Raw genomic sequence first — 18,979 nt, 5'->3', positions numbered from 1 at the left:
GGCGGCCTCGCACTGGACCTCGACCGGCTGACCGCCATCGACGTGCACACGCACGCGGAGGTGTCCAAGGACGGCCACAGCGCGTTGAGCCTCGAACTGCTGGGGGCCTCCGAGGCGTACTTCAAGGCCCACGGACACCGGCAGCCAACCATCGACGAGATGGCCGGCCACTACCGTGAACGCCGCATGGCGGCCGTGGTGTTCACCGTCGACGCCGAACACGCCACCGGTCATCCCCGCATCTCCAACGAGGAGATCGCCGAGAGCTGCGCCGCCCACACCGACGTCCTGATCCCCTTCGCCTCCATCGACCCGCACAAGGGCCGCGCCGGGGTGCGTGAGGCCCGGCGCCTCGTCGAGGAGTACGGCGTGCGCGGCTTCAAGTTCCACCCGAGCATCCAGGCGTTCTCCCCGAACGACCCGCTCGCCTACCCGCTGTACGAGGCCATCGAGGAACTCGGTGTGCCCGCCCTCTTCCACACCGGTCAGACCGGCATCGGGGCCGGCGTCCCGGGCGGTGGCGGCATCCGGCTGAAGTACTCCGACCCGATGCTCGTCGACGACGTCGCCGTGGACTTCCCGCAGTTGCGGATCATCCTGGCCCATCCGTCCTTCCCCTGGCAGGACGAGGCCCTCGCGGTGGCCACCCACAAGCCCCACGTGTACATCGACCTGTCCGGCTGGTCCCCGAAGTACTTCCCGCCGCAACTCGTGCGGTACGCCAACAGTTTGCTCCAGGACAAGGTCCTCTTCGGCTCCGACTACCCCGTCATCACGCCCGACCGGTGGCTCGCCGACTTCGAACGGCTCGACATCAAGCCGGAGGTCCGGCCGAAGATCCTCAAGGAGAACGCCGCCGGCCTGCTCGGCCTGCGCACCGACTGAAGGAGCCGTCGTGTTGAACCAAGGCATCGGCTCATGGCCGGCGCGCCGGGCCCGCAAGACACCCGACCGGGTCGCCGTCGTCCACGAGGAGCGCGCCTGGACCTACCGGGAACTGCACGAGCGCGTACTGCGGCTCGCCCACGCCCTGCGCGGCCTGGGCATCGAACGCGGGGACCGCGTCGCCTACCTCGGTCCCAACCATCCGGTCTTCCTGGAGACCTTGTTCGCCGCCGGAGTCCTCGGCGCGGTCTTCGTCCCGCTCAACACCCGGCTGACGGCTCCGGAACTGGCGTACAACCTGTCCGACTCGGGCAGTACCGTCCTCGTCCACGGCCCGGAACAGGCCGAGGAGGCCCGCGCGGCCGCCGAGGAGGCCGGGGTCCGGCACCGGATCGCACTCGCCCGGCCCGACGACGACGGCGCCCTCGTTTACGAGGAACTGCTCACCGGTGGACAGACCGGTCCCCTGGACGAGGCCGTGGCGCTGGACGACCCGTGCATGATCATGTACACCTCGGGAACCACCGGCCGTCCCAAGGGCGCTGTCCTCTCCCACGGCAACGTCACCTGGAACAGCGTCAACGTCCTCGTCGACACCGACCTCGCCGGCGACGAGGTCACCCTCGTGGTGGCCCCGCTGTTCCACACCGCCGGACTCAACATGACCTGTCTGCCCACCCTGCTCAAAGGCGGCCGGGTGGTGCTGCTCGGTTCCTTCGACGCGGAGCGCGTACTGGAGCTGATCGAGAGCCTACGGGTGACCTGCATGTTCGGGGTGCCCACGATGTACGACGCGATGGCGGCGCGGCCCCGCTGGGCGAGCACGGACCTGTCCAGTCTGCGGACCCTGAACTGCGGCGGCGCCCCCGTCCCGGCCCGCACCATCGCCGCCTACCTCGACCGGGGCCTGGCCTTCAGCCAGGGCTACGGAATGACCGAGGCATCCCCCGGGGTCCTCTACCTGGACAAGGAGCAGGCCCGGGCGAAGGCGGGCTCCGCCGGCGTGCCGCACTTCTTCACCGACACCCGCCTGGTCCTGCCCGACGGCAGCGACGCCCGTCCCGGCGAGCGCGGAGAGATCCTCGTCCAGGGCCCCAACGTCATGACCGGCTACTGGAGCCGGCCCGAGGACACGGAGGCCGCCTTCACCGACGACGGCTGGCTGCGCACCGGCGACGTCGCGCGCGTCGACGCGGACGGCTACGCCTACATCGTCGACCGGGTCAAGGACATGTTCGTCTCGGGCGGCGAGAACGTCTATCCGGCCGAGGTGGAGGCCGTGCTCCTCACCCATCCCGCGGTCGCCGAGTGCGCGGTCGTCGGCGTGCCCGACCCGGTGTGGGGCGAGGTCGGCCGCGCCGTCGTCGTCCTCGACTCCGGTGCTCACGCGGACGAGGCCGGCCTCCTCGGTCACCTGCGGGGCAGGCTCGCCCCGTACAAGATCCCCAAGTCCCTCGTGGTGACGGGGAGTCTGCCCCGAACGGCCAGCGGGAAGATCGTCAAGTCCGTCGTGCGGGACACGTACGCGACTGATCCGCCCGCTCGCTCCCACCCGTGACAGCCGAACAACTCCCGTGCACCGGAAGGACCTTCGCATGCCCGCCACCGCCAACGGCCTCGACGAACTCAAGTCCCTCAGCGGAACCGACCTCGGCCGCACCGAATGGTTCGAGATCACTCAGCAGCGCGTGAACACCTTCGCCGACGCCACCGACGACCACCAGTGGATCCACACGGACCCGGACAAGGCGAAGGATGGCCCCTTCGGCGGCCCCATCGCCCACGGCTACCTCACCCTCTCCCTGATCATCCCCCTCTTCGGTGAGCTGCTCAGCATCACCGGCACCAAGATGAGCGTCAACTACGGCCTGGACAAGGTTCGTTTCCCCAGCCCCGTGCCCGTCGGCGCGCGGATCCGCCTCCACGGTGCCGTCGGCACGGTGGAGGAGGTCAAGGGCAACGGCGTGCAGATGCCCCTGACGTTCACCGTCGAGGTGGAGAACAGCACCAAGCCGGCCTGCATCGCCCAGGCCGTCTACCGCCACTACGCCTGACGGCCCGAGACGTCTTCCGCCACCCCGGCCGAGTTCCATGGCGTGCCGCGCCCGACCGGCAGGCTCCGTGCCGCGGGTTCCTCGTCACGCCTCTCCCCCGCCCGCCGGTTCTTCCGGCGGGCGGGACTGGCCCGGGGACGCGGTGCCGGGCGGCCGCGTGCGCGACTCGTCGTCGCCGCTCGGCTCGATCGCGGGAAGTCCCTCCCTGGCTCTCACCGGACCGGCTTGCTCTGACCCCGGGCCTGTACGTGTTCCGCCCACGCGGTGATCGACTCTTCGGCATGATGGGTCGATGACCGATCCGCTGGCCCCCGTGGTGTCACCCGGCCGTATGAGGCAGATACGGCAGCCGGAGTTCGCGCTGTCCGGAGGGATGCTCCTGCGCCCATGGCGGGAGGGCGACGCACAGGTCCTGGTGCGGTCGTGCCTCGATCCGGACATCCAGTACTGGAACCGTCCCGGTCGGCTGACCGCCGGCACGGCCCGGGAGAGGATCGCGCGGTGGGAGGTGCGGTGGCAGGACGAGGAGGCTGCGATCTGGGCCATCGCTCCCGCGGACGACGATGCCCCGGTCGGACTGATCGGTCTGTCCGACCTGGACCTGCCCGGCGGCAGCGGTGAGTTCGTCTACTGGCTGTTGCCTGCCGGCCGTGGGCGCGGGGTCATGGTCGACGCCACGCTCGCCGTCAGCCGATGGGCCTTCGGCGCTCTCGGGCTGCACCGCCTGCGTATCACGCACTCCGTGGCCAATGCGGCGTCCTGCCGGGTTGCCACCCGAGCCGGGTTCGCCCTGGAAGGGACCATGCGCAGCGCGCTCCTCCATGCCGACGGCTGGCACGACGAACACCTCCACGCGCGCCTCCAGGGCGACGCCGGGCCGTGGTGACGGCTTCCCGGCGCTTCAGGAGCGGGCGTAGCCCGTGAGCGGTGGGGTGCGCAGGGCGATGACCGCCTTGTCGTCGTGTCCGTTTCCGGGCAGGTGGTCGAGCAGCGCCCGGCACAGTTCCTCGGGTGAACGCCCGGCGAACCTGGAAGCGGTGACGGCCAGCGCGTCCAGCCCCCGGTCCAGCGGCTGACCGGGGGCTGGACGCGCTGGCCGTGGAGCCCCGCCAGGGACGTGAGCCGGGAATTCTCTCCCGGATATCCGAACGTGCGTGTCGGTGTGATGGCATACGCTGCGGTGCGGGCCGCCGCCCTGTCTCCTGTCCCGGGCGTCGAGCGGCCCCTCTCACCGTGGGGGTATCAGTCACTTTGCGCACGCGCAGAACCGCGACCGCGACGGCGCTCGCGGTCCTCTTCAGCTCTGTCGTCCTCGTCGGCGGTGCGGCCGATCCGGCCGTCGCCGATTCGAGCGCCTCGCTGCCGATCAAGTCGAGCGGCGACATCGTGGTGGACGGCGTCCACAAGCGGGTCTTCATCAGTGATCCGGCATCCGGCAAGGTCGTCGCGACGGATTACAGCGGCAAGGTCGTCCGCACGATCGGCTCGCTGCCGGGCGTGACCGGTCTGGAGCTGTCCACCGATTCCGGCACCCTGTACGCGGCGGTGTCGCAGGCCGGGGCGATCGCCGCCATCGACACGGCCACGCTCACCGAGACCAAGCGGTACGCCCTCGGCAAGGGCGTCGAACCGAGGTATCCGGCGATGGCCGGAGGCAAGCTCTGGTTCGGCTTCAACGGTCCGGACCCGGCCTACCGCGGCCAGATCGGCTCGATCGACGTGTCGTCGCCCGGCGCGGAGGTGACGCTTCCCTCGGACGGGGCGAACAGCTGGTACTCCGCACCGCGGCTGGCCTCCGACCCCGGCGCGCCCGATGTCCTGGCCGCGGCCCAGGAGGGCTCCAGCTTCGTCTCGCTCGCCGTGTACGACGTCTCGTCGGGTGCCCCGCAGAAGGTGGCCTCCGGTCCGAAGACGACCGACGGAACGTCCCCCGCGTACCTCAATGACTTCGACGTCACGCCGGACGGCAAGAAGCTGATCGTGGGCGGCGGCTCCCCGCAGGACGCCGCCCTGGTGTTCTCGACCGCCGACCTGTCGCTCACGGGTTCGTACCGCACGGGTTCGTGGGTCAACGCCGTGGCCGTCGCGCCGGACGGCATGCTCGCCCTCGGGAGTTCCCGGTTCTCGCCGGACGTCTTCGTCTATCCGTCGGGCACCACATCCGCCCTGCGCACGTACGCCTTCCCCGACAGCGGCGGCAGCACCACCGCCACGAACGACCTGAGCGAGAGCGGTCTCGCCTGGGCGCCGGACCGCAGTCGTGTCTTCGCCCTCACCACCAACGTGTACGAGGACGTGTACGCCCTGCGGGTGCTGACCGACCCGACGAAGTCGGCGACCAAGGTCACCGTGAACGCGCCGGCGAAGTCCGCGCTGGGCAAGAAGCTCACGGTCACGGGCAAGGTGGCGGCCAAGGGCACGTTCCCGGCGGGGACCAGGGCCACGGTCACCCGGACCGACGTCGAGTCGCCGAAGGGCAAGGCTCTCAGCCCGGTGACGCTGAAGCCTGACGGCACCTTCTCCTTCACGGACACCCCGACCGCCGGTGGCAAGGTCACGTACCGGGTGTCCTACGCGGGCGACGCCTCGCGCTCGGCCGCTTCGGGCTCCGACACGGTCGACGTGCCCCGGACCGCGCCCACGCTGACGCTGAACCACAACAAGGCGGTGTACGCGTACGGCAAGGACGTCGTGTTCACCGCCCACCTCGGCAAGACGTACAAGAACCGCACGGTCGAGCTGTACGTGGACCCCTACGGTCCGGACAAGCCGAAGAAGCGGGTCAAGTCCGCCAAGGTCAACTCGAAGGGCGATCTGTCGACGACGGTCGACATGACCCGCGACACCACGGTCACGGCCGTGTTCGCGGGTGACGGCAAGTACGCGCCGAAGACGGTCACCTCCACGGCGTACGCGCAGGTGAAGGTCTCGACCAGCATCTCGAAGCAGTACAAGACGGCGAAGATCGGCTCGACGTCGTACGCGTACTTCCACAAGAAGACGGACCCGCTCTTCACGACCACGATGAGCTACTACCCGGGGCGCAAGCACAAGCTGTCCCTCGAGATCTACTACCAGGGCAAGTGGCGGGACGCGGGCTCGGACTACTTCAAGCTCGGCGGCAACGGGAAGTCGGCCGTCACGCTGATCGGCCCGCACGACACGGGCTACCGGATGCGCGTCCGCGCGTCCTACGTGGACGGCTCGTCGGGCGACATAGTCAACTCCACGACGAACGGCGCCTGGAAGTACTTCTACTTCACCAAGTGACGTGAGCGACGGCCGCCCCGCAGTCGGATCCTCGCGGGGCGGCCGAGGGCCTACGGGGCGCTGGGCGGCAGCTTCGGCTCGAAGACGCTCCGCGGTGCACTCGGCCGTGAGGCGGGCGCCCGGTGCAGTACCTGCGCCAGGTCGCGGTGTATCCGGTCGGCTTCACCGCGGACCTGGACGGGGACGTCGCCTCGCTCGGCGACGAGGCGGTCGTAGACGGGTGTCTCCTGGAACACGGTGGGACGGTTTCCCTTCAGCGGGCGGCTCGCCGGACGGTCGCAGCATACGGGGTGCGTGCTTGCGACGCCCCACGGTAGGAGGCAACGGCCGCGAGCGGTACCTGTTTTGGCGCTGCCCGGCGAAGACGCGCGCCGCCGGTCACGTCCACAGGTCCTCGCTCGTGCACACGCGCGCTCCCATGTTGCGCTCCATCATCCGCAGCGCGGCCTGCGCGAGGTCCTCGTGGATGTGCGCCACGGCGTCCTTGGGGACGATCACCTCGAAGTGCCGGATGTGGGCGTCGAGCGCCGAGTACAGCACGCACTGCTCGGTCACCTGTCCGGTGAGCACCAGCTGGTCGATGCCCTGTTGCCGCAGGAGGTACTCCAGCGGCGTTTCGAAGAAGACCGAGTGGCGGGCCTTCACCACGAACAGGGAATCCCCGTCGGGCCGCAACGGGTCCACGAGAGAGCCGTGGGGGCCGTTCAGCGCCTTGTCCAGCAACTCTCCGTGGTGGGATCGCCACTCGCCGAAGTTGTCGTTCGCGTAGACCACCGGCAGTGAACGACCCCGCGCGCTCCGCAAGAGGTCCGCCACGACCGGGACGACCGCGCGAGCCGAGGGAAGCAGCAGGTCGGCGTCCTTGTGGTCGTAGGTGTTGATCATGTCGATGACCAGCAGTGCAGTTTTACTCACGCCCACCGGGTTCCCCGTTTGCACGTGTGTCCCCCTTGTTCTTGCCGCTGCCGCCTGAACCGGCACCGCCGGGGGCGGCGCCCAAACCGCTCTCGACCGCGAGTCGGACAACTGGCGCCTGTGTACACCGGCTCCATGCCCTGAGCGAGCGCGTCGCGCGTGTTCCGGATTTGTTCGTCCGGCGGGAAGCTCCCGACGGTGAACAAACGGGCACGGCCAGACATGTCCTGGCGAGGAACGCCGGGCATCAGCGCTTCGGCGGCGCCGCACGAAGCGGGGGCTCCGTGCCGTGGCCCGCCCCCGGAGCGCGCCCGGTGGCGGGGCCGCACGGACCCCGCTCGCGCGCCACCGGATGTCCGGCGTCACGGCCGACCGGCGCCTCCTCACCCGACGGGACCACACGGGACCACGCGCGACGCACGGAACGGAGGCGCGCTGACCCGTTCGGCCGACAGCTCACCCGCCGTCGCGGCGGAACGGGCAGGAAGACGGGTACACACACTGCGGCCACACCATCCAGGGAGGACCATGAACGACCACCGGGACATCCCCGACGAGTGGCACCGCCGCCCCGAAGGCGTCTGCGACCGGACCGTCGAGGCCCTTGGATCACTGTCGAAGGCGCTGGAGACCACCGAGCGTGCCCGCGGCCATCTGTACAGCTTCCACCAGCTCACCGGCGGGGCCGACCTGGAACTCGACCGGGCGGTACGGCTGCTGCGCGAGGCCGGGCACCCGGAGTGGGCGGACAAGGTGGAGACCGAGATCCTGGGGCGCAACGTCATCCCCGGCCACTGGACGTTCCAGATCGTCGAGGCCTACGACGACACCTACTACCGGCCCTTCCGGGAGCTGGAGCACAGCGCGGTGAGCGAACTCGCCCAGGGCCGCCGGCACCTGTACGAGGCGGAGATGAAGGAGGCCCGCCGCACCCCGGGGCACCCCGACCACATCGCGCGTCCGCCGGCCGCCGGGACGTGAGGGGCGCTGCGCAAGGAAAGGGGCGAAAGCCGCGGCACAGCCCCCTGGAGCACCGCACCGCAGGAATGCCGGGCATGCGGCGGCACGTCCGCCGCGACGACACCCACCCCGCACCCCGTCAGGACGGCACCCATGCAGACGTTCCTGCCCGACTCCGACTTCCGGCGTTCCGCCCTGCTCCTGGACCGCCGGCGCCTGGGCAAGCAGCGGGTCGAGGCGCTTCAGGTCCTCCGGGGACTGACCGTGCCCGGTTACGGCTGGCGCAGGCACCCGGCCGTACGGATGTGGAGCGGGTACGAGGAGGCGCTGGTCCGCTACGGGCTGGAGATCTGCCGGGTCTGGCGGGAGCAGGGGCACCAGGACAGCTGCGCGGCGTCGCTGGTCGCCGACTACGCCGGGAGCCACCCCGGTGCTCCCGTGCGCGACCAGGCCGCGCTGGCCCGGGCCGGGGAACTGCCGCCGTGGCTCGGTGACGCCGCCTTCCACCGCAGCCATCAGTCCGCGCTCGTCCGCAAGGACCGGGAGACCTACGCGGACGTGTTCCCCGGCGTTCCCGACGACCTGCCCTACGTGTGGCCGTCCTCGGACCGGGAGGGCACCGCCACCTGAGACGAGGTGCGGTCGCGGACATCGACCGTGCGGAGGGGCATCCGATGCTTCCAGCCGTTCTGGAGGCCGGCGATCTCCTCGTACACGGCGAAGGTCCTGTGCGGCGACGATGTTCTCCCGCCGCAGGTCGCCGTGGGTCAGGCACGGAGGCTGTCGTGGGACCAGTCCGGGCAGGGCCGCGCACAGCCGCTCCAGTGCCCGGCGCTCCTCACGGTCGAACGCGGCCTCGACCAGCGGTTCCGGCAGCCGGCGCAGGACACGCCGCTCCGCGAAGAAGGTGTGGCCGTCCGTCTCCCAGGTGTTGTCCTGGCGCATGCGGTTTCGCCGGCAGACATCCACGGACCACACCACGTCGCCCGCGAGCCGGAAAGGGATGAGCGCGGGGGCCCTCACCTGGCCAGGGCTCTGAGAAGTACGCTGCGGCCGCGGTCCGGCACCGTCCAGAGTGTCTGGCCCCGCACGCCCCACCGCTCCAGCAGGGCGTTGGCCGCGAGGAAGCCGCTCGTGGCGGCGCGTTCCATCAGGGCCACGGGCAGGCCGGTGCGGACCAGGTCGCCGGCCACGACCAGCCCGGGGTGCGGGGTGCGGACGGTGGGGCGGTCGCCGTAGCCGCCCACCGGGAACAGGGGGCAGTCCTCGTGCCACTCGTGGCGGGCGTCGAGGACCGTGGCCGGGCCGGTCTCCGGGTAGACGCGGCGCAGTTGACCGAGCAGGCGCTTCTGTTCGACGTCCCGGGCGGCTCCGGGCGGTACGGCGTAGGCGTGCAGTTCGACGACCGAGCCTCCGGTGCGCGCGCTCCAGCGGGCCGCCTCGTCCTCGTAGCGTTCCAGCACGCTGATGTTGTCGAGGGGGCCGAAGCCGCTGGTACCGAGGAAGCCGGGGCGGTCCGGGGCGACGGGCCGGTCCAGCCACAGCCGGGTGACCAGGAAGGGCGGGGCGGTGCGCAGCCGTCCGATCCGCTCGCGCCAGGGCGCGTCACCCAGTTGTCCGCTGCGCCCGACCAGCGCGCGCAGCCCGGCGGGGTCGAGGGCGAGGACCGCCGCGTCGTGGCGGCGCTCGTCACGGCCGGTGGTGACCACGAGAGCGCCGTCCCGGGTGGGTGCGAGGTGCTCGACGGCCGTTCCGGTGCGCAGCTCCGCGTGGTGCCGGGCCAGATAGCGGGCGAGCGGATCCCACAGGGCGGCCGGGAAGGGGGCGCGGGGCACGTCGAACAACAGGCCCTCGGCGGAGCCCAGGAAGTAGATGTGGAACATGAGTGCCATCTCGGCCGCCGACAGCTCGTGGGGATCGGCGAAGAAGCTCCGCGAGAACACCTCGAAGGCCAGGTGGCGGGCGCTCCGGGGGAAGCCCACGGCGTCCAGGAAGGCGTGGGCGCTGGTGCCGTCCAGACGGTCGTAGACCTCCGGCACGCGCACGTCGAGCAGCGGCAGGGCCGCCCGTGGGCGCAGGGCGCGCAGGTCCGTGAGCCGGAAGGAGGGGCTGAGCGCGGCGAAGCCGAGGGCGCTGAGCGGCGGGGTACGCGGGACGTGCCGGAAGCTGTCGGTCAGGCCGGCGGCGTGGCGCAGCGGGTAGTCCGGGAGGCCCGTGAGCCGCTCCAGGCCGGGATCGGTCCGGCGCAGCAGTCCACGCAGGTTGTAGTACTGCCGGAAGAACGCGTGGAAGCCGCGGCTCATGGTCACCGTGCTGCCGTCGCGCAGTGCGTCCGGCCAGCCGCCGACCCGCCCGCCGAGGTAGGGCCGCTGCTCGTACAGGGTGACGGCCACCCCGCGTTCGGCGAGGGCGGTGGCGGCGGCGAGGCCCGCGATGCCCGCGCCGATCACCGCGACCGACGGCGGGGGGCCCTGCACCCGGGAGGTGCCGGGCCGGGCCGGCAGGGTCACGGCCCGGCGGTCGCGGCCCCGGCGCGCGGCGCCCGGGTACCGGGTCCTCATGCGTCGCCCCCGTGGCCGGGTGCCCGGCGGGCGACGAAGGTGTGGGCGATGCCCGTCTGCCAGCCCGGCAGCGGCAGGGCGCGGACCTGGTCGAAGCCGGCCGCGCCGAGCCGGCGGGCGAACCGCCCGGCGGTGTCGAAGTCCACCACGCTGCGCCACAGGTGCCGGTACAGCGGCCCGTCGCCCAGCAGGGTCGCGACGGGCTGTACGACGCCCCGGCACACCAGTGTCCACACCGCCCGGTCCGCGCGCCGCCCGCGCAGGGTGTACTCGTGCACGCCGAGCCGGCCGCCCGGCCGCAACAGCCCGCGTACGGTGGCGAGAACGGCGTCGGGATCGGTGACGTTGCGCAGGAGGTAGGCCGCGAACACCGCGTCGAACGGGCCGGACACCCCGGCCTGCGGCAGCCGTTCGGCGGGGGTGTGCACGAAGGTGACTTCGTCCGCCCACGGCCTGGCCGCCGCCCGCCGGAGCATGCCGGCCGAGGCGTCCACGGCCGTGATGCGGGCGGCGGGCAGCACCGACCGCAGCGCGGCGGTGGAGGCCCCGGTGCCGCAGCCGAGGTCGAGCAGGCGCAGCCCCCGCCCCTGTCCGGGCAGCCCGAGCCGGCGCACGGAGCGGCGCAGGTGGGCGTGGTAGCCGGGGTTGGCGGCCACGAGCGTGTCATAGCCGCGGGCGGCGTGGTCGAAGGCGGCGGCGAGGCGTTCGTCGCGCAGCAGTGTCATGCGGTCTCCGTCGGGGGCAGGTGCGACGCGGGCAACGGTGGAGTGCCGGGAGGCGTGGGCAGGTCGAAGGGGCGCCGGGGCAGGCGGGGCAGTTCCAGGGCGGAGCGCAGCATCGGTCCGACGGGCGTGCGCAGGCCGATGGACAGGTCCTCGTACGGGCGGGTGGCTCCGTCGAGGAAGCGCAGCAGCCGTGCCATGGGGACGCGGGCGAACAGGCCGCTGAACAGTTCCGGGCCGTCGGCCCGGCCGCTGTCCAGGGCGCGCAGCAGGACGGCGTCCATGACGCGGGAACGCGCCGGGTGGGCGGCGGGCGGCACGGGTCGGCGCCCGCGACGCAGGGCGTCGGCGACGGCCCTGGTCTGGCGTTGCAGTCCGGCGAAGGTGTAGCCGGTGGCGGGGCGGGTCGCTCCGCCGGCGGCGCCGATGCGGAAGACCGAGGCTCCGGTGCGCCGGGCGATCGGCGCGTCGGTCATCGGGATGACTCCCGTCTCGGTGGCCAGGACCTGCCGTTCGCCGAGCCGCAGCACCTCGTCGGCGTAGTGCCGTACGGCGGCTTCGTAGCGGTCCGGCGTGAGGGTGCGCCGGGAGAACTCGGTGTACTCCACGAGCGCCTCGCACGGCCCGGTCGGCAGGACGTAGCCGAAGGACAGGCCGTGGGCGGGCTGCGGGGTACGGAAGTCCATCAGCTCCACGGCGGCCGGGTCGAAGGCGGGCCGGGCGGTGCGCACGAACCAGCCGTGGAAGTGCTGGAACAGGGTGGTGCGGGCGGCCGGAAGGCTGCCCGGGGGCCGGGAGTCGAGCACCCAGCGGGCGCTGAGCACGCGGGTCCGGCCGCCGGTGTCCCTCAGGTGGACGTGCGCGCCGCCGGGCACGTCCTCCACCGCCTCGACGGCCGCTTCCAGGCGCCGCACATTGGGGCTGCGGGCCAGGTCCCGGAAGACCAGGCGTTCGAAGTCGTCGGAGCGGATCATGCGGTACCGCAGCGGGTCGATGTCGCCCTCGACCGGGGCACCGGTGCGCGGGCGCACCCTCAGCCGCCGCCACTCGGCCCGCGCCGCCGCGTCGAACCGTCCCGTTCCCGCCGTCCAGTAGCACCAGGTCCGCGGGGCCGGCCGCAGCGGGCCGGGCGGGGCGTCCACCAGCACCACGGACGGTGTCCGCAGGCCGGGAACGCGGCCGGCGAGCCGGTGGGCCAGCGACAGCCCGGCGGCGCCCGCGCCCACCACGGCCACGTCCGTCTCCGGCACGGTGCCTCCCTTCCTCCGCGTCTCCTGCGCGCTGTCCGGCCGCGGCTCGCGCGAGCGGCGACGGACCGCGAACCGTCCGCCGGGGACACGGCGCCTCGGATTGTGTACCCCGGCCGACGCAAGGCGCCTCCTCGTGGCGAGCGGCCGAGCGCCGGACACGGCACGGTGGAGGGGGCGGATCCCCTGGTCCCCGCGTCCGCGCGGGATGTGCACGGGTCCGTCCGCACCGAAGCAGACGGGTGACGGGAACGACGGAGGGAACCGGGATGCGGCGCACCCAGGCGAAGGACCACCCCGCGACCGCGCCGCCGTGGCCGGTCCCGGCGGCGCCCGTGGCGCCGGTTCCGCGCGGGACGGCACCCACGGGCGCCAGCGTGGGGGCCGCGGCGGACCGGCGGCCGGCAGGGCAGGCCGGCGTACGCCCGCGGACCGCGCACGACGCGTACGCGGACCGGGCCCGTGGCGGCGCGGGGGGCGGCCGGTGACGCGCGCCCTGCCCGGTCGCACGGACCACGTGGTGGTGGTCGGCGCCGGCCTCGCCGGGCTGTCGGCGGCACTGCACCTGCTGGGCGCCGGACGCCGGGTCACGGTCGTCGAGCGCGAGGAGCTGCCCGGCGGCCGGGCCGGGCGCCTGGACCTGGGCGGGTACCGGATCGACACGGGGCCGACCGTGCTGACCATGCCCCACCTGGCCGACGAGGCGTTCGCCGCCGTCGGCGAGAGCCTGTACGAGCGGGTCGAGCTGATCCCCCTGCACCCGGTCTACCGGGCCTGCTTCGCGGACGGCAGCAGCCTCGACGTGCACAGCGGCGCGGACGCGATGGCCGCGGAGGTGGAGCGGTTCGCCGGGGCGGCGGAGGCGGCGGGGTACCGGCGGCTGCGCGACTGGCTCCAGCGGCTGTACCGGGCGCAGCTGCGCAGGTTCATCGACGCCGACTTCGACTCGCCGCTCGGTCTGCTGCACACCGATCTCGCCCGGCTGGCCGCCCTCGGCGGCTTCGGCCGCCTGGACGCCAGGATCGGCCGTTTCCTGAGCGACGAGCGGCTGCGCCGGGTGTTCTCCTTCCAGGCGCTGTACGCGGGTGTGCCCCCGGCGCGGGCGCTGGCCGCGTACGCGGTCATCGCCTACATGGACACTGTCGCCGGCGTGTACTTCCCCCGGGGCGGCATGCACGCGCTGCCGCGGGCGATGGCCCAGGCGGCTGCCGCGGCCGGCGCCGAGCTGCGGTTCGGGCAGCCGGTGACCCGTCTGGAACGGTCGGGCGAGCGTGTCACGGCCGTGGTGACCGCCGCCGGCCGCATCCCGTGCGACGCGGTCGTCCTCACCCCGGACCTGCCCCTCGCCTACCGGCTGCTCGGCCGTGCGCCGCGCCGGCCGCTGGCACTGCGCCACTCCCCCTCCGCGGTCGTGCTGCACGCCGGCACGGACCGCACCTGGCCCCACCTCGCCCACCACACGCTCTCGTTCGGTGCGGCGTGGCACCGCACCTTCGACGCACTCACCCGCGCCGGAAGCCTGATGAGCGACCCGTCGCTGCTCGTCACCCGGCCCACCGCCACCGACCCCGCTCTCGCGCCACCGGGCCGGCACCTGCACTACATCCTCGCTCCCTGCCCCAACACCGACATCGGCCCGGACGCGGCGGCCTGGGGCGACCTCGGTCCGCGCTACCGGGACACGCTGCTGCGGGAGCTGGAACGGCGCGGGATGGACGGCGTCGAGGCCGCCATCGAGGAGGAGTGCCTGGTCACCCCGGCCGACTGGCACGCGCGGGGGCACGCCGCCGGAACCCCCTTCTCGGTCGCCCACACCTTCGCGCAGACCGGACCGTTCCGTCCGCGCAACCTGGTACGCGGCACGGAGAACGCGGTGCTGGCCGGCTGCGGCACCACGCCCGGCGTCGGTGTGCCGACCGTGCTGCTGTCGGGGAAGCTGGCCGCGGCCCGCGTCACCGGCGTACGCGGGCGCGGCGGCAGCCGCCCGCGCTCCTCCCCGGCCGCCGCCGCGCTTGCGGAGCGCGGCGGCGCACCGGCCCCGGCGGGGTCCCGGACCGCCCGGCGGCAAGCGGCTGCCCCGCCACGAGCCGATGCCGCTCCACAGGCCCGTGCCGTCCCCCGGGCGCATGAGGAACCCCGCCGCCGGCGCGCCGCGCAGGAGCCGCCGGCCCCCGCGACCGAAGGCAGGACAGGATGACCGATCGAGAGCTGGACGCGGCGGGGATCGGCGATCCGGGGCTGCGTGCGGCCTACCGCCACTGCCGCGCCCTCAACGCCCGGCACGGCAGGACCTACTTCCTCGCCACCCGGCTGCTGCCCGCCGAACGCCGGCCCGCGGTGCACGCCCTGTACGGCTTCGCCCGCTGGGCCGACGACATCGTCGACTCCCTCGACCCCGGCGCCGGAGCGGACGTACGGGTGCGGGCCCTGGCCCGGCTCCAGGCGGAGCTGGCGGAGGGGCTGCGGCGGGGCGGCAGCGGTGAGCCGGTGGTGCGCGCGCTCGCCGACACCGCCCGCCGCTACGCCATCGACCACGCGCACTTCCGGGACTTCATGACCGCCATGCGCTCCGACCTGGTCGTGACGGCCTATCCCACCTACGCCGACCTGCGCGTGTACATGCACGGCTCGGCCGCGGTGATCGGGCTCCAGATGCTGCCCGTGCTGGGCACGGTGGTGCCGCGCGAGGAGGCCGCGCCGTACGCCGCGGCGCTCGGCGTCGCCTTCCAGCTGAGCAACTTCCTGCGGGACGTCGGCGAGGACCTGGACCGCGGGCGGGTCTACCTGCCGGCCGATCTGCTCGCCGGGCACGGCGTGGACCGGGAGCTGCTGGTCTGGAGCCGCTCGACGGGCCGCCCGGACCGCCGGGTGACCGCCGCGCTCAGGGAGTTCGAGGCGCTGGCCCGCGGGGTGTACCGGGAGGCGGTGCCCGGCATCGAGCTGCTCGATCCGGTGGCCCGGCCCTGCATCCGCACCGCGGCCGTCCTGTACGGCGGCATCCTGGACGCCGTCGCCCGGGACGGCTACACCGTGCTGCACCGGCGGTCGGCGGTGGCGCGGCGGCGCAGGGCGGTGGTCGCCGCCGACGGGCTGGTCCGGGTGGCTGCGGCCCGGCTGCGGGCGCGGACCGCTCCCCCGCACCGGCCGGCCGCTCGCCGCCGTACCCTGCCCGCGGCCTCGCTCCCGCCGACGACGGCCGTCCCCTCGCCCGAGGGGGTGGCGTGAGCCGCCGGCGCCTGCCGCTGTCGGTGCGCCGCCCTGCCGTGCCCTGGGCGGGGCAGCGGCCCACGTGGCGCGAGGCGCGGCCCGGGCTGATCGCCGGGGCGCTGAAGCGGGCGCAGGCGCGGCCGGCCGGGAACTGGTACGTCGTCGGCGCCTCCCGGGCCCTGCGCGGGGACGGCAAACTGGCGCGGACCGTGGCGGGGCAGGAGATCGTGGTGTGGCGGGGGCCCGACGGCCGCGCCGTCGGCGGACCGGGGATCTGTCCGCACCTGGGGGCGCCGCTGCGGGACAGTCCGGTGCGCTGCGGCACGCTGGTGTGCCACTGGCACGGACTGGCCCTGGACGGCGGCCCGTACGCGGGCTGGTCGCCGCTGCCGGTGCACGACGACGGGGTGCTGGTGTGGGCGCGGCTGGACACGGTGGGCGGCGAGGAGCCGCTGGACGCGCCGGTGGTACCGCCCCGGCCGGAGCCCGCGCGCGCCCTGACGGCCGTCTACACGGGCGTGGGTGTCTGCGAGCCGGAGGACGTGGTGGCCAACCGGCTCGATCCGTGGCACGGGGCGTGGCTGCACCCGTACTCGTTCGTCGACCTGACCGTGGTGGACGCCCCCGGTGACCCGGCCGGTGCGAGCGACGACGGCCCGGACGCGCTGACTGTCGACGTGTCCTTCAGGGTGGCGGGCCGGCTGGTCGTACCGGTCCGTGCCGTCTTCACCGCGCCCGGTCCCCGCACGGTCGTCATGCGCGTCACCGGGGGCGAGGGTGCGGGCTCCGTCGTGGAGACGCACGCGACCCCGCTCGGCGCGGACGGGGCCGGCCGGCCCCGCACCGCCGTCATCGAGGCGGTGATCGCCACCTCGCCCCGCCCGGGCTTCGCGGCCGCGCGCCGGGCCGCGCCGCTGCTGCGGCCGCTGGTACGGGCCGCGGCCGGCCGGCTGTGGCGGGACGACCTGGCCTACGCCGAGCGGCGCCGGCACCTGCGGTCCACGGGCCGTTTTCCGGGCTGAGCGGCCGGGGAAGCACGACCGTTCGATGCCCGGGGCCGGTCTCCCTGCGGCGAGGCCGGCCGGCCTGCCGGGTCAGGTGTCGGAGCCGCCGCTGGTGCGGCGCCGTGCCGACCGGCTGCCGTGCCAGTCCAGCACCAGGAGGGTGGCGTCGTCGGGCAGTTCCCCTCCGCACGCCTCGTGCACGGCCCAGGTCAGGGCCCGGACGACCTCGCGGGGGTGCTCGTCGCGCGTGGCGGCGACGAGGGAGACCAGGTCGACCGCGGCGGCCGCGCGTTCGCGCATGCCGTCGGTGATCAGGATGAGGCGGTCGCCGGGCTCCAGGGGAAGCTGCTGCACCTCGTAGGTGACCGGGACGGGGACCCCGAACGGCATGTTCACCCGGACGGCCACTTCCTCCGCGCGGTCGCCGCGCAGCCGCAGGGGCCAGGGATGGCCCGCGTTGACCAGTTCGCAGGCACCGGTGTCCAGCGGGACCCGCAGCAGTTGCCCGGTGGTCATGCCGCGGCTGTGCCGGGTAATGGCCTCGTGCGCGGCGTGCGCCTGGTCCAGGACGCCGGCCCCGGCCCGGCGGGCGCCGCGCAGGGCGTTCACGGTCAGCGTCGCCAGCATGGCGGAGTCGGTGTCGTGGCCCATGGCATCGGTGATCGACAGGTAGAGGGCGTCCTGGTCGAGGGCGTAGTCGTAGGTGTCGCCGCCGATGTCGTCGGCCGGGACCAGGCCGCCGGCCAGGGTGAACTGCGCGGCCTCGCAGCAGGACGCCGAGGGCAGCAGCTGGTGCTGGATCTCCGCGGCCAGGGTCATGGTGGTGGTGCGCCGTCCCCAGTGGTAGAGGTCGGTGAAGCGGCGGTCGGTCACCACGATGTACGCCAGCGCGTGCGCCGCCCGCGCGACCGCCTCGCGCAGCGCGCCGTCCACTCGGGGCACCACCAGGTCCAGGACGCCGATGCAGTCGCCGCGGTTGGTGACCGGGGCCGCGAGCCGGTGGCCGCCCCCCGCCGCCGGTTCCTGCTGCGGCTCCTGGGCGCGCAGTACCCGGTCGTACAGGCTGCCGGTCAGCTCGAGTCTCTCCCTGCCGCTGTGCTCCTGCCCGGCGGCGCCGGCTCTGGGCAGCCGCACGGCCGACTGTCCGAGCACGTCGACGAGCCAGAAGGAGACCTCGCGCGCCGCGAACCGCTCCTCCAGTTTCCGGGCGATCACGTCCACCGACTCCACCGGCGCGGCGTCCTCCGCCGCCCGCAGCACCTCGTCCAGGCCCAGTCCCTCGTCACCCACCGCGGCACCTCCGATCCGTCCGCCCCGGCTTCCCTGCGGAATCTCCCGGATGTGCCCGGGAAGCTGCCAGGACCGACACGCGCCGGACCGGCGCCGGCTCCCGGAAGGCGCAACGGATCCTCGGCGGAAGAACGCGGGCATCGCCGACCGCCACGAGCCCGCTCCGGTCCGGGGGCCGGTCGCGCGGAGCGGGAATCCACCTTGCCGGCCGACGGGCCGCACGGTGCTCAGCGGGTGGCCGCCTGGACGGTGGCCAGGTCCTCGCCGGTCAGCTCCGCGACGCGGTGCGCCGGCACACCGGCCGCCAGGGCACGGGCGAGCAGCGCGTCACGGCCGTCGGTGCACGAGCGGTAGCCCAGCAGTTCGTCCTCCAGCCGCGCCAGGTCGGGCGGGGCGGTGCGGTGGCGGAGCCGGCTCAGTTCCTCGTCGCCGAGCGGCACGGGCAGCCGCTCGGCGTCCTCGGGGATGGCCGCCGTCTCCTCGGGCGGCACCAGCCGCAGCTCGGCGGAGGTCTCGGTGACTCCCTGGGCCTCGAGCCAGGCCCGTACGGCGGGTGTCTCGAGACAGGCCAGGCCGCCGACCGCCGCGAGCGGCACACCGGGCGTGCTCGTCGGATCGGACCCCAGCACCAGATAGGCGTCGTCGGTCATCGTCTGCTCCTCCCTCGGAAGACTTCGTCGGCTCGGCAGCCCTTGTACCCGCGTTCGGCGCGCGTGGTCATCCCGACGCGGACCTGGTCGAACGTTCGAAAGATGGTCCAGTCGCCGCCGGGTGTCCTGGGCTGCGCCAGGGCACGCTCACCCCGCAAATTGGTCTAGTCCCTTTTTGGTCCAGACCATTGACCCACCCTCGTGGGGGCGCTAT

General features: G+C 73.7%; 17 protein-coding genes. 10 read left to right on the top strand and 7 right to left on the bottom strand.

From position 1 onward, the window contains the following. The first annotated feature begins 12 nt into the window (after window positions 1-12). The 5 genes from AB0E62_RS21650 (at window position 13) to AB0E62_RS21630 (ending at window position 6,209) form a co-directional block, all read left to right on the top strand. Window positions 13-885: an amidohydrolase family protein gene (locus AB0E62_RS21650; RefSeq protein WP_362196287.1), complete on the top strand. Its 873-nt coding sequence runs from the start codon at window positions 13-15 to the stop codon at window positions 883-885. A 10-nt stretch (window positions 886-895) separates the two neighbouring features. Next, window positions 896-2,443: a long-chain fatty acid--CoA ligase gene (locus AB0E62_RS21645; RefSeq protein WP_362195969.1), complete on the top strand. Its 1,548-nt coding sequence runs from the start codon at window positions 896-898 to the stop codon at window positions 2,441-2,443. 37 nt (window positions 2,444-2,480) lie between these two features. Continuing rightward, the gene (locus tag AB0E62_RS21640; RefSeq protein WP_362195966.1) at window positions 2,481-2,939 is read left to right on the top strand and encodes a MaoC family dehydratase; all 459 of its coding nucleotides are present in this window, start codon (window positions 2,481-2,483) and stop codon (window positions 2,937-2,939) included. A 292-nt stretch (window positions 2,940-3,231) separates the two neighbouring features. Beyond that, on the top strand, window positions 3,232-3,825 hold the full coding sequence (locus tag AB0E62_RS21635; protein ID WP_362195964.1) for a GNAT family N-acetyltransferase: 594 nt from the start codon (window positions 3,232-3,234) through the stop codon (window positions 3,823-3,825). Between the two features lie 365 nt (window positions 3,826-4,190). After that, the gene (locus tag AB0E62_RS21630) at window positions 4,191-6,209 is read left to right on the top strand and encodes an Ig-like domain repeat protein (protein ID WP_362195960.1); all 2,019 of its coding nucleotides are present in this window, start codon (window positions 4,191-4,193) and stop codon (window positions 6,207-6,209) included. A 50-nt stretch (window positions 6,210-6,259) separates the two neighbouring features. On the opposite strand, the gene AB0E62_RS21625 is transcribed toward AB0E62_RS21630, so the two are convergent. Beyond that, window positions 6,260-6,445 (bottom strand): hypothetical protein, encoded by a 186-nt coding sequence (locus AB0E62_RS21625; protein WP_362195957.1) that lies wholly within the window; start codon window positions 6,443-6,445, stop codon window positions 6,260-6,262. Window positions 6,446-6,587: 142 nt separating this feature from the next. Further along, the gene (locus tag AB0E62_RS21620; RefSeq protein ID WP_362195955.1) at window positions 6,588-7,124 is read right to left on the bottom strand and encodes an isochorismatase family cysteine hydrolase; all 537 of its coding nucleotides are present in this window, start codon (window positions 7,122-7,124) and stop codon (window positions 6,588-6,590) included. A 528-nt stretch (window positions 7,125-7,652) separates the two neighbouring features. Between AB0E62_RS21620 and AB0E62_RS21615 the strand changes: the two genes are divergently transcribed. Then, complete coding sequence (locus AB0E62_RS21615) at window positions 7,653-8,105, top strand: hypothetical protein (protein ID WP_362195952.1); 453 nt, start codon at window positions 7,653-7,655, stop codon at window positions 8,103-8,105. A 132-nt stretch (window positions 8,106-8,237) separates the two neighbouring features. Beyond that, window positions 8,238-8,714, top strand: coding sequence for an MSMEG_6728 family protein (locus AB0E62_RS21610; RefSeq protein ID WP_362195950.1), 477 nt, complete (start codon window positions 8,238-8,240; stop codon window positions 8,712-8,714). A 389-nt stretch (window positions 8,715-9,103) separates the two neighbouring features. Here AB0E62_RS21610 and AB0E62_RS21605 read toward each other — a convergent pair whose 3' ends face one another. From AB0E62_RS21605 to AB0E62_RS21595, 3 genes are read right to left on the bottom strand one after another with little or no spacing between them, the layout of a single operon-like run. After that, window positions 9,104-10,645, bottom strand: a complete 1,542-nt coding sequence (locus tag AB0E62_RS21605) for an FAD-dependent oxidoreductase (protein ID WP_362195947.1) — start codon at window positions 10,643-10,645, stop codon at window positions 9,104-9,106. Next, window positions 10,642-11,370, bottom strand: a complete 729-nt coding sequence (locus tag AB0E62_RS21600) for a class I SAM-dependent methyltransferase (protein WP_362195944.1) — start codon at window positions 11,368-11,370, stop codon at window positions 10,642-10,644. The genes AB0E62_RS21605 and AB0E62_RS21600 overlap by 4 nt, the downstream gene beginning before the upstream one ends. Then, window positions 11,367-12,617 (bottom strand): lycopene cyclase family protein, encoded by a 1,251-nt coding sequence (locus tag AB0E62_RS21595; protein ID WP_362195941.1) that lies wholly within the window; start codon window positions 12,615-12,617, stop codon window positions 11,367-11,369. Before AB0E62_RS21595 ends, AB0E62_RS21600 begins: the two co-directional genes overlap by 4 nt. A gap of 481 nt (window positions 12,618-13,098) precedes the next feature. Here AB0E62_RS21595 and AB0E62_RS21590 point away from each other — a divergent pair, with 481 nt between their 5' ends. Genes AB0E62_RS21590 through AB0E62_RS21580 form a run of 3 tightly spaced genes read left to right on the top strand, consistent with a single transcriptional unit; the run spans window position 13,099 to window position 16,843 of the window. Continuing rightward, window positions 13,099-14,811, top strand: a complete 1,713-nt coding sequence (locus AB0E62_RS21590) for a phytoene desaturase (RefSeq protein WP_362195938.1) — start codon at window positions 13,099-13,101, stop codon at window positions 14,809-14,811. Beyond that, window positions 14,808-15,839 carry a phytoene/squalene synthase family protein gene (locus tag AB0E62_RS21585; RefSeq protein ID WP_362195935.1) on the top strand — a complete coding sequence of 344 codons (1,032 nt, stop codon included), beginning with the start codon at window positions 14,808-14,810 and terminating at the stop codon, window positions 15,837-15,839. The genes AB0E62_RS21590 and AB0E62_RS21585 overlap by 4 nt, the downstream gene beginning before the upstream one ends. Beyond that, window positions 15,836-16,843 (top strand): DUF5914 domain-containing protein, encoded by a 1,008-nt coding sequence (locus AB0E62_RS21580; protein WP_362195932.1) that lies wholly within the window; start codon window positions 15,836-15,838, stop codon window positions 16,841-16,843. The genes AB0E62_RS21585 and AB0E62_RS21580 overlap by 4 nt, the downstream gene beginning before the upstream one ends. A gap of 72 nt (window positions 16,844-16,915) precedes the next feature. On the opposite strand, the gene AB0E62_RS21575 is transcribed toward AB0E62_RS21580, so the two are convergent. Continuing rightward, window positions 16,916-18,115, bottom strand: a complete 1,200-nt coding sequence (locus AB0E62_RS21575) for a PP2C family protein-serine/threonine phosphatase (protein ID WP_362195929.1) — start codon at window positions 18,113-18,115, stop codon at window positions 16,916-16,918. Between the two features lie 227 nt (window positions 18,116-18,342). Next, window positions 18,343-18,765, bottom strand: a complete 423-nt coding sequence (locus tag AB0E62_RS21570) for a DUF6003 family protein (protein WP_362195926.1) — start codon at window positions 18,763-18,765, stop codon at window positions 18,343-18,345. Window positions 18,766-18,979: the final 214 nt, after the last annotated feature.

Origin of the sequence: Streptomyces sp. NPDC038707 (assembly GCF_040636485.1) — a bacterium.
Classification (GTDB): Bacteria; Actinomycetota; Actinomycetes; order Streptomycetales; family Streptomycetaceae; genus Streptomyces.
The sequence above is the reverse complement of the archived record's forward strand: the minus strand, read 5'-3'. Positions and strand labels throughout refer to the sequence as shown.

What these genes read in the sequence shown, in the direction of transcription:
- AB0E62_RS21605 (WP_362195947.1), bottom strand. Translation starts at nt 10,645, where the DNA reads ATGAGGACCCGGTACCCGGGCGCCGCGCGCCGGGGCCGCGACCGCCGG.
- AB0E62_RS21600 (WP_362195944.1), bottom strand. Translation starts at nt 11,370, where the DNA reads ATGACACTGCTGCGCGACGAACGCCTCGCCGCCGCCTTCGACCACGCC.
- AB0E62_RS21635 (WP_362195964.1), top strand. Translation starts at nt 3,232, where the DNA reads ATGACCGATCCGCTGGCCCCCGTGGTGTCACCCGGCCGTATGAGGCAG.
- AB0E62_RS21615 (WP_362195952.1), top strand. Translation starts at nt 7,653, where the DNA reads ATGAACGACCACCGGGACATCCCCGACGAGTGGCACCGCCGCCCCGAA.
- AB0E62_RS21585 (WP_362195935.1), top strand. Translation starts at nt 14,808, where the DNA reads ATGACCGATCGAGAGCTGGACGCGGCGGGGATCGGCGATCCGGGGCTG.
- AB0E62_RS21570 (WP_362195926.1), bottom strand. Translation starts at nt 18,765, where the DNA reads ATGACCGACGACGCCTATCTGGTGCTGGGGTCCGATCCGACGAGCACG.
- AB0E62_RS21610 (WP_362195950.1), top strand. Translation starts at nt 8,238, where the DNA reads ATGCAGACGTTCCTGCCCGACTCCGACTTCCGGCGTTCCGCCCTGCTC.
- AB0E62_RS21640 (WP_362195966.1), top strand. Translation starts at nt 2,481, where the DNA reads ATGCCCGCCACCGCCAACGGCCTCGACGAACTCAAGTCCCTCAGCGGA.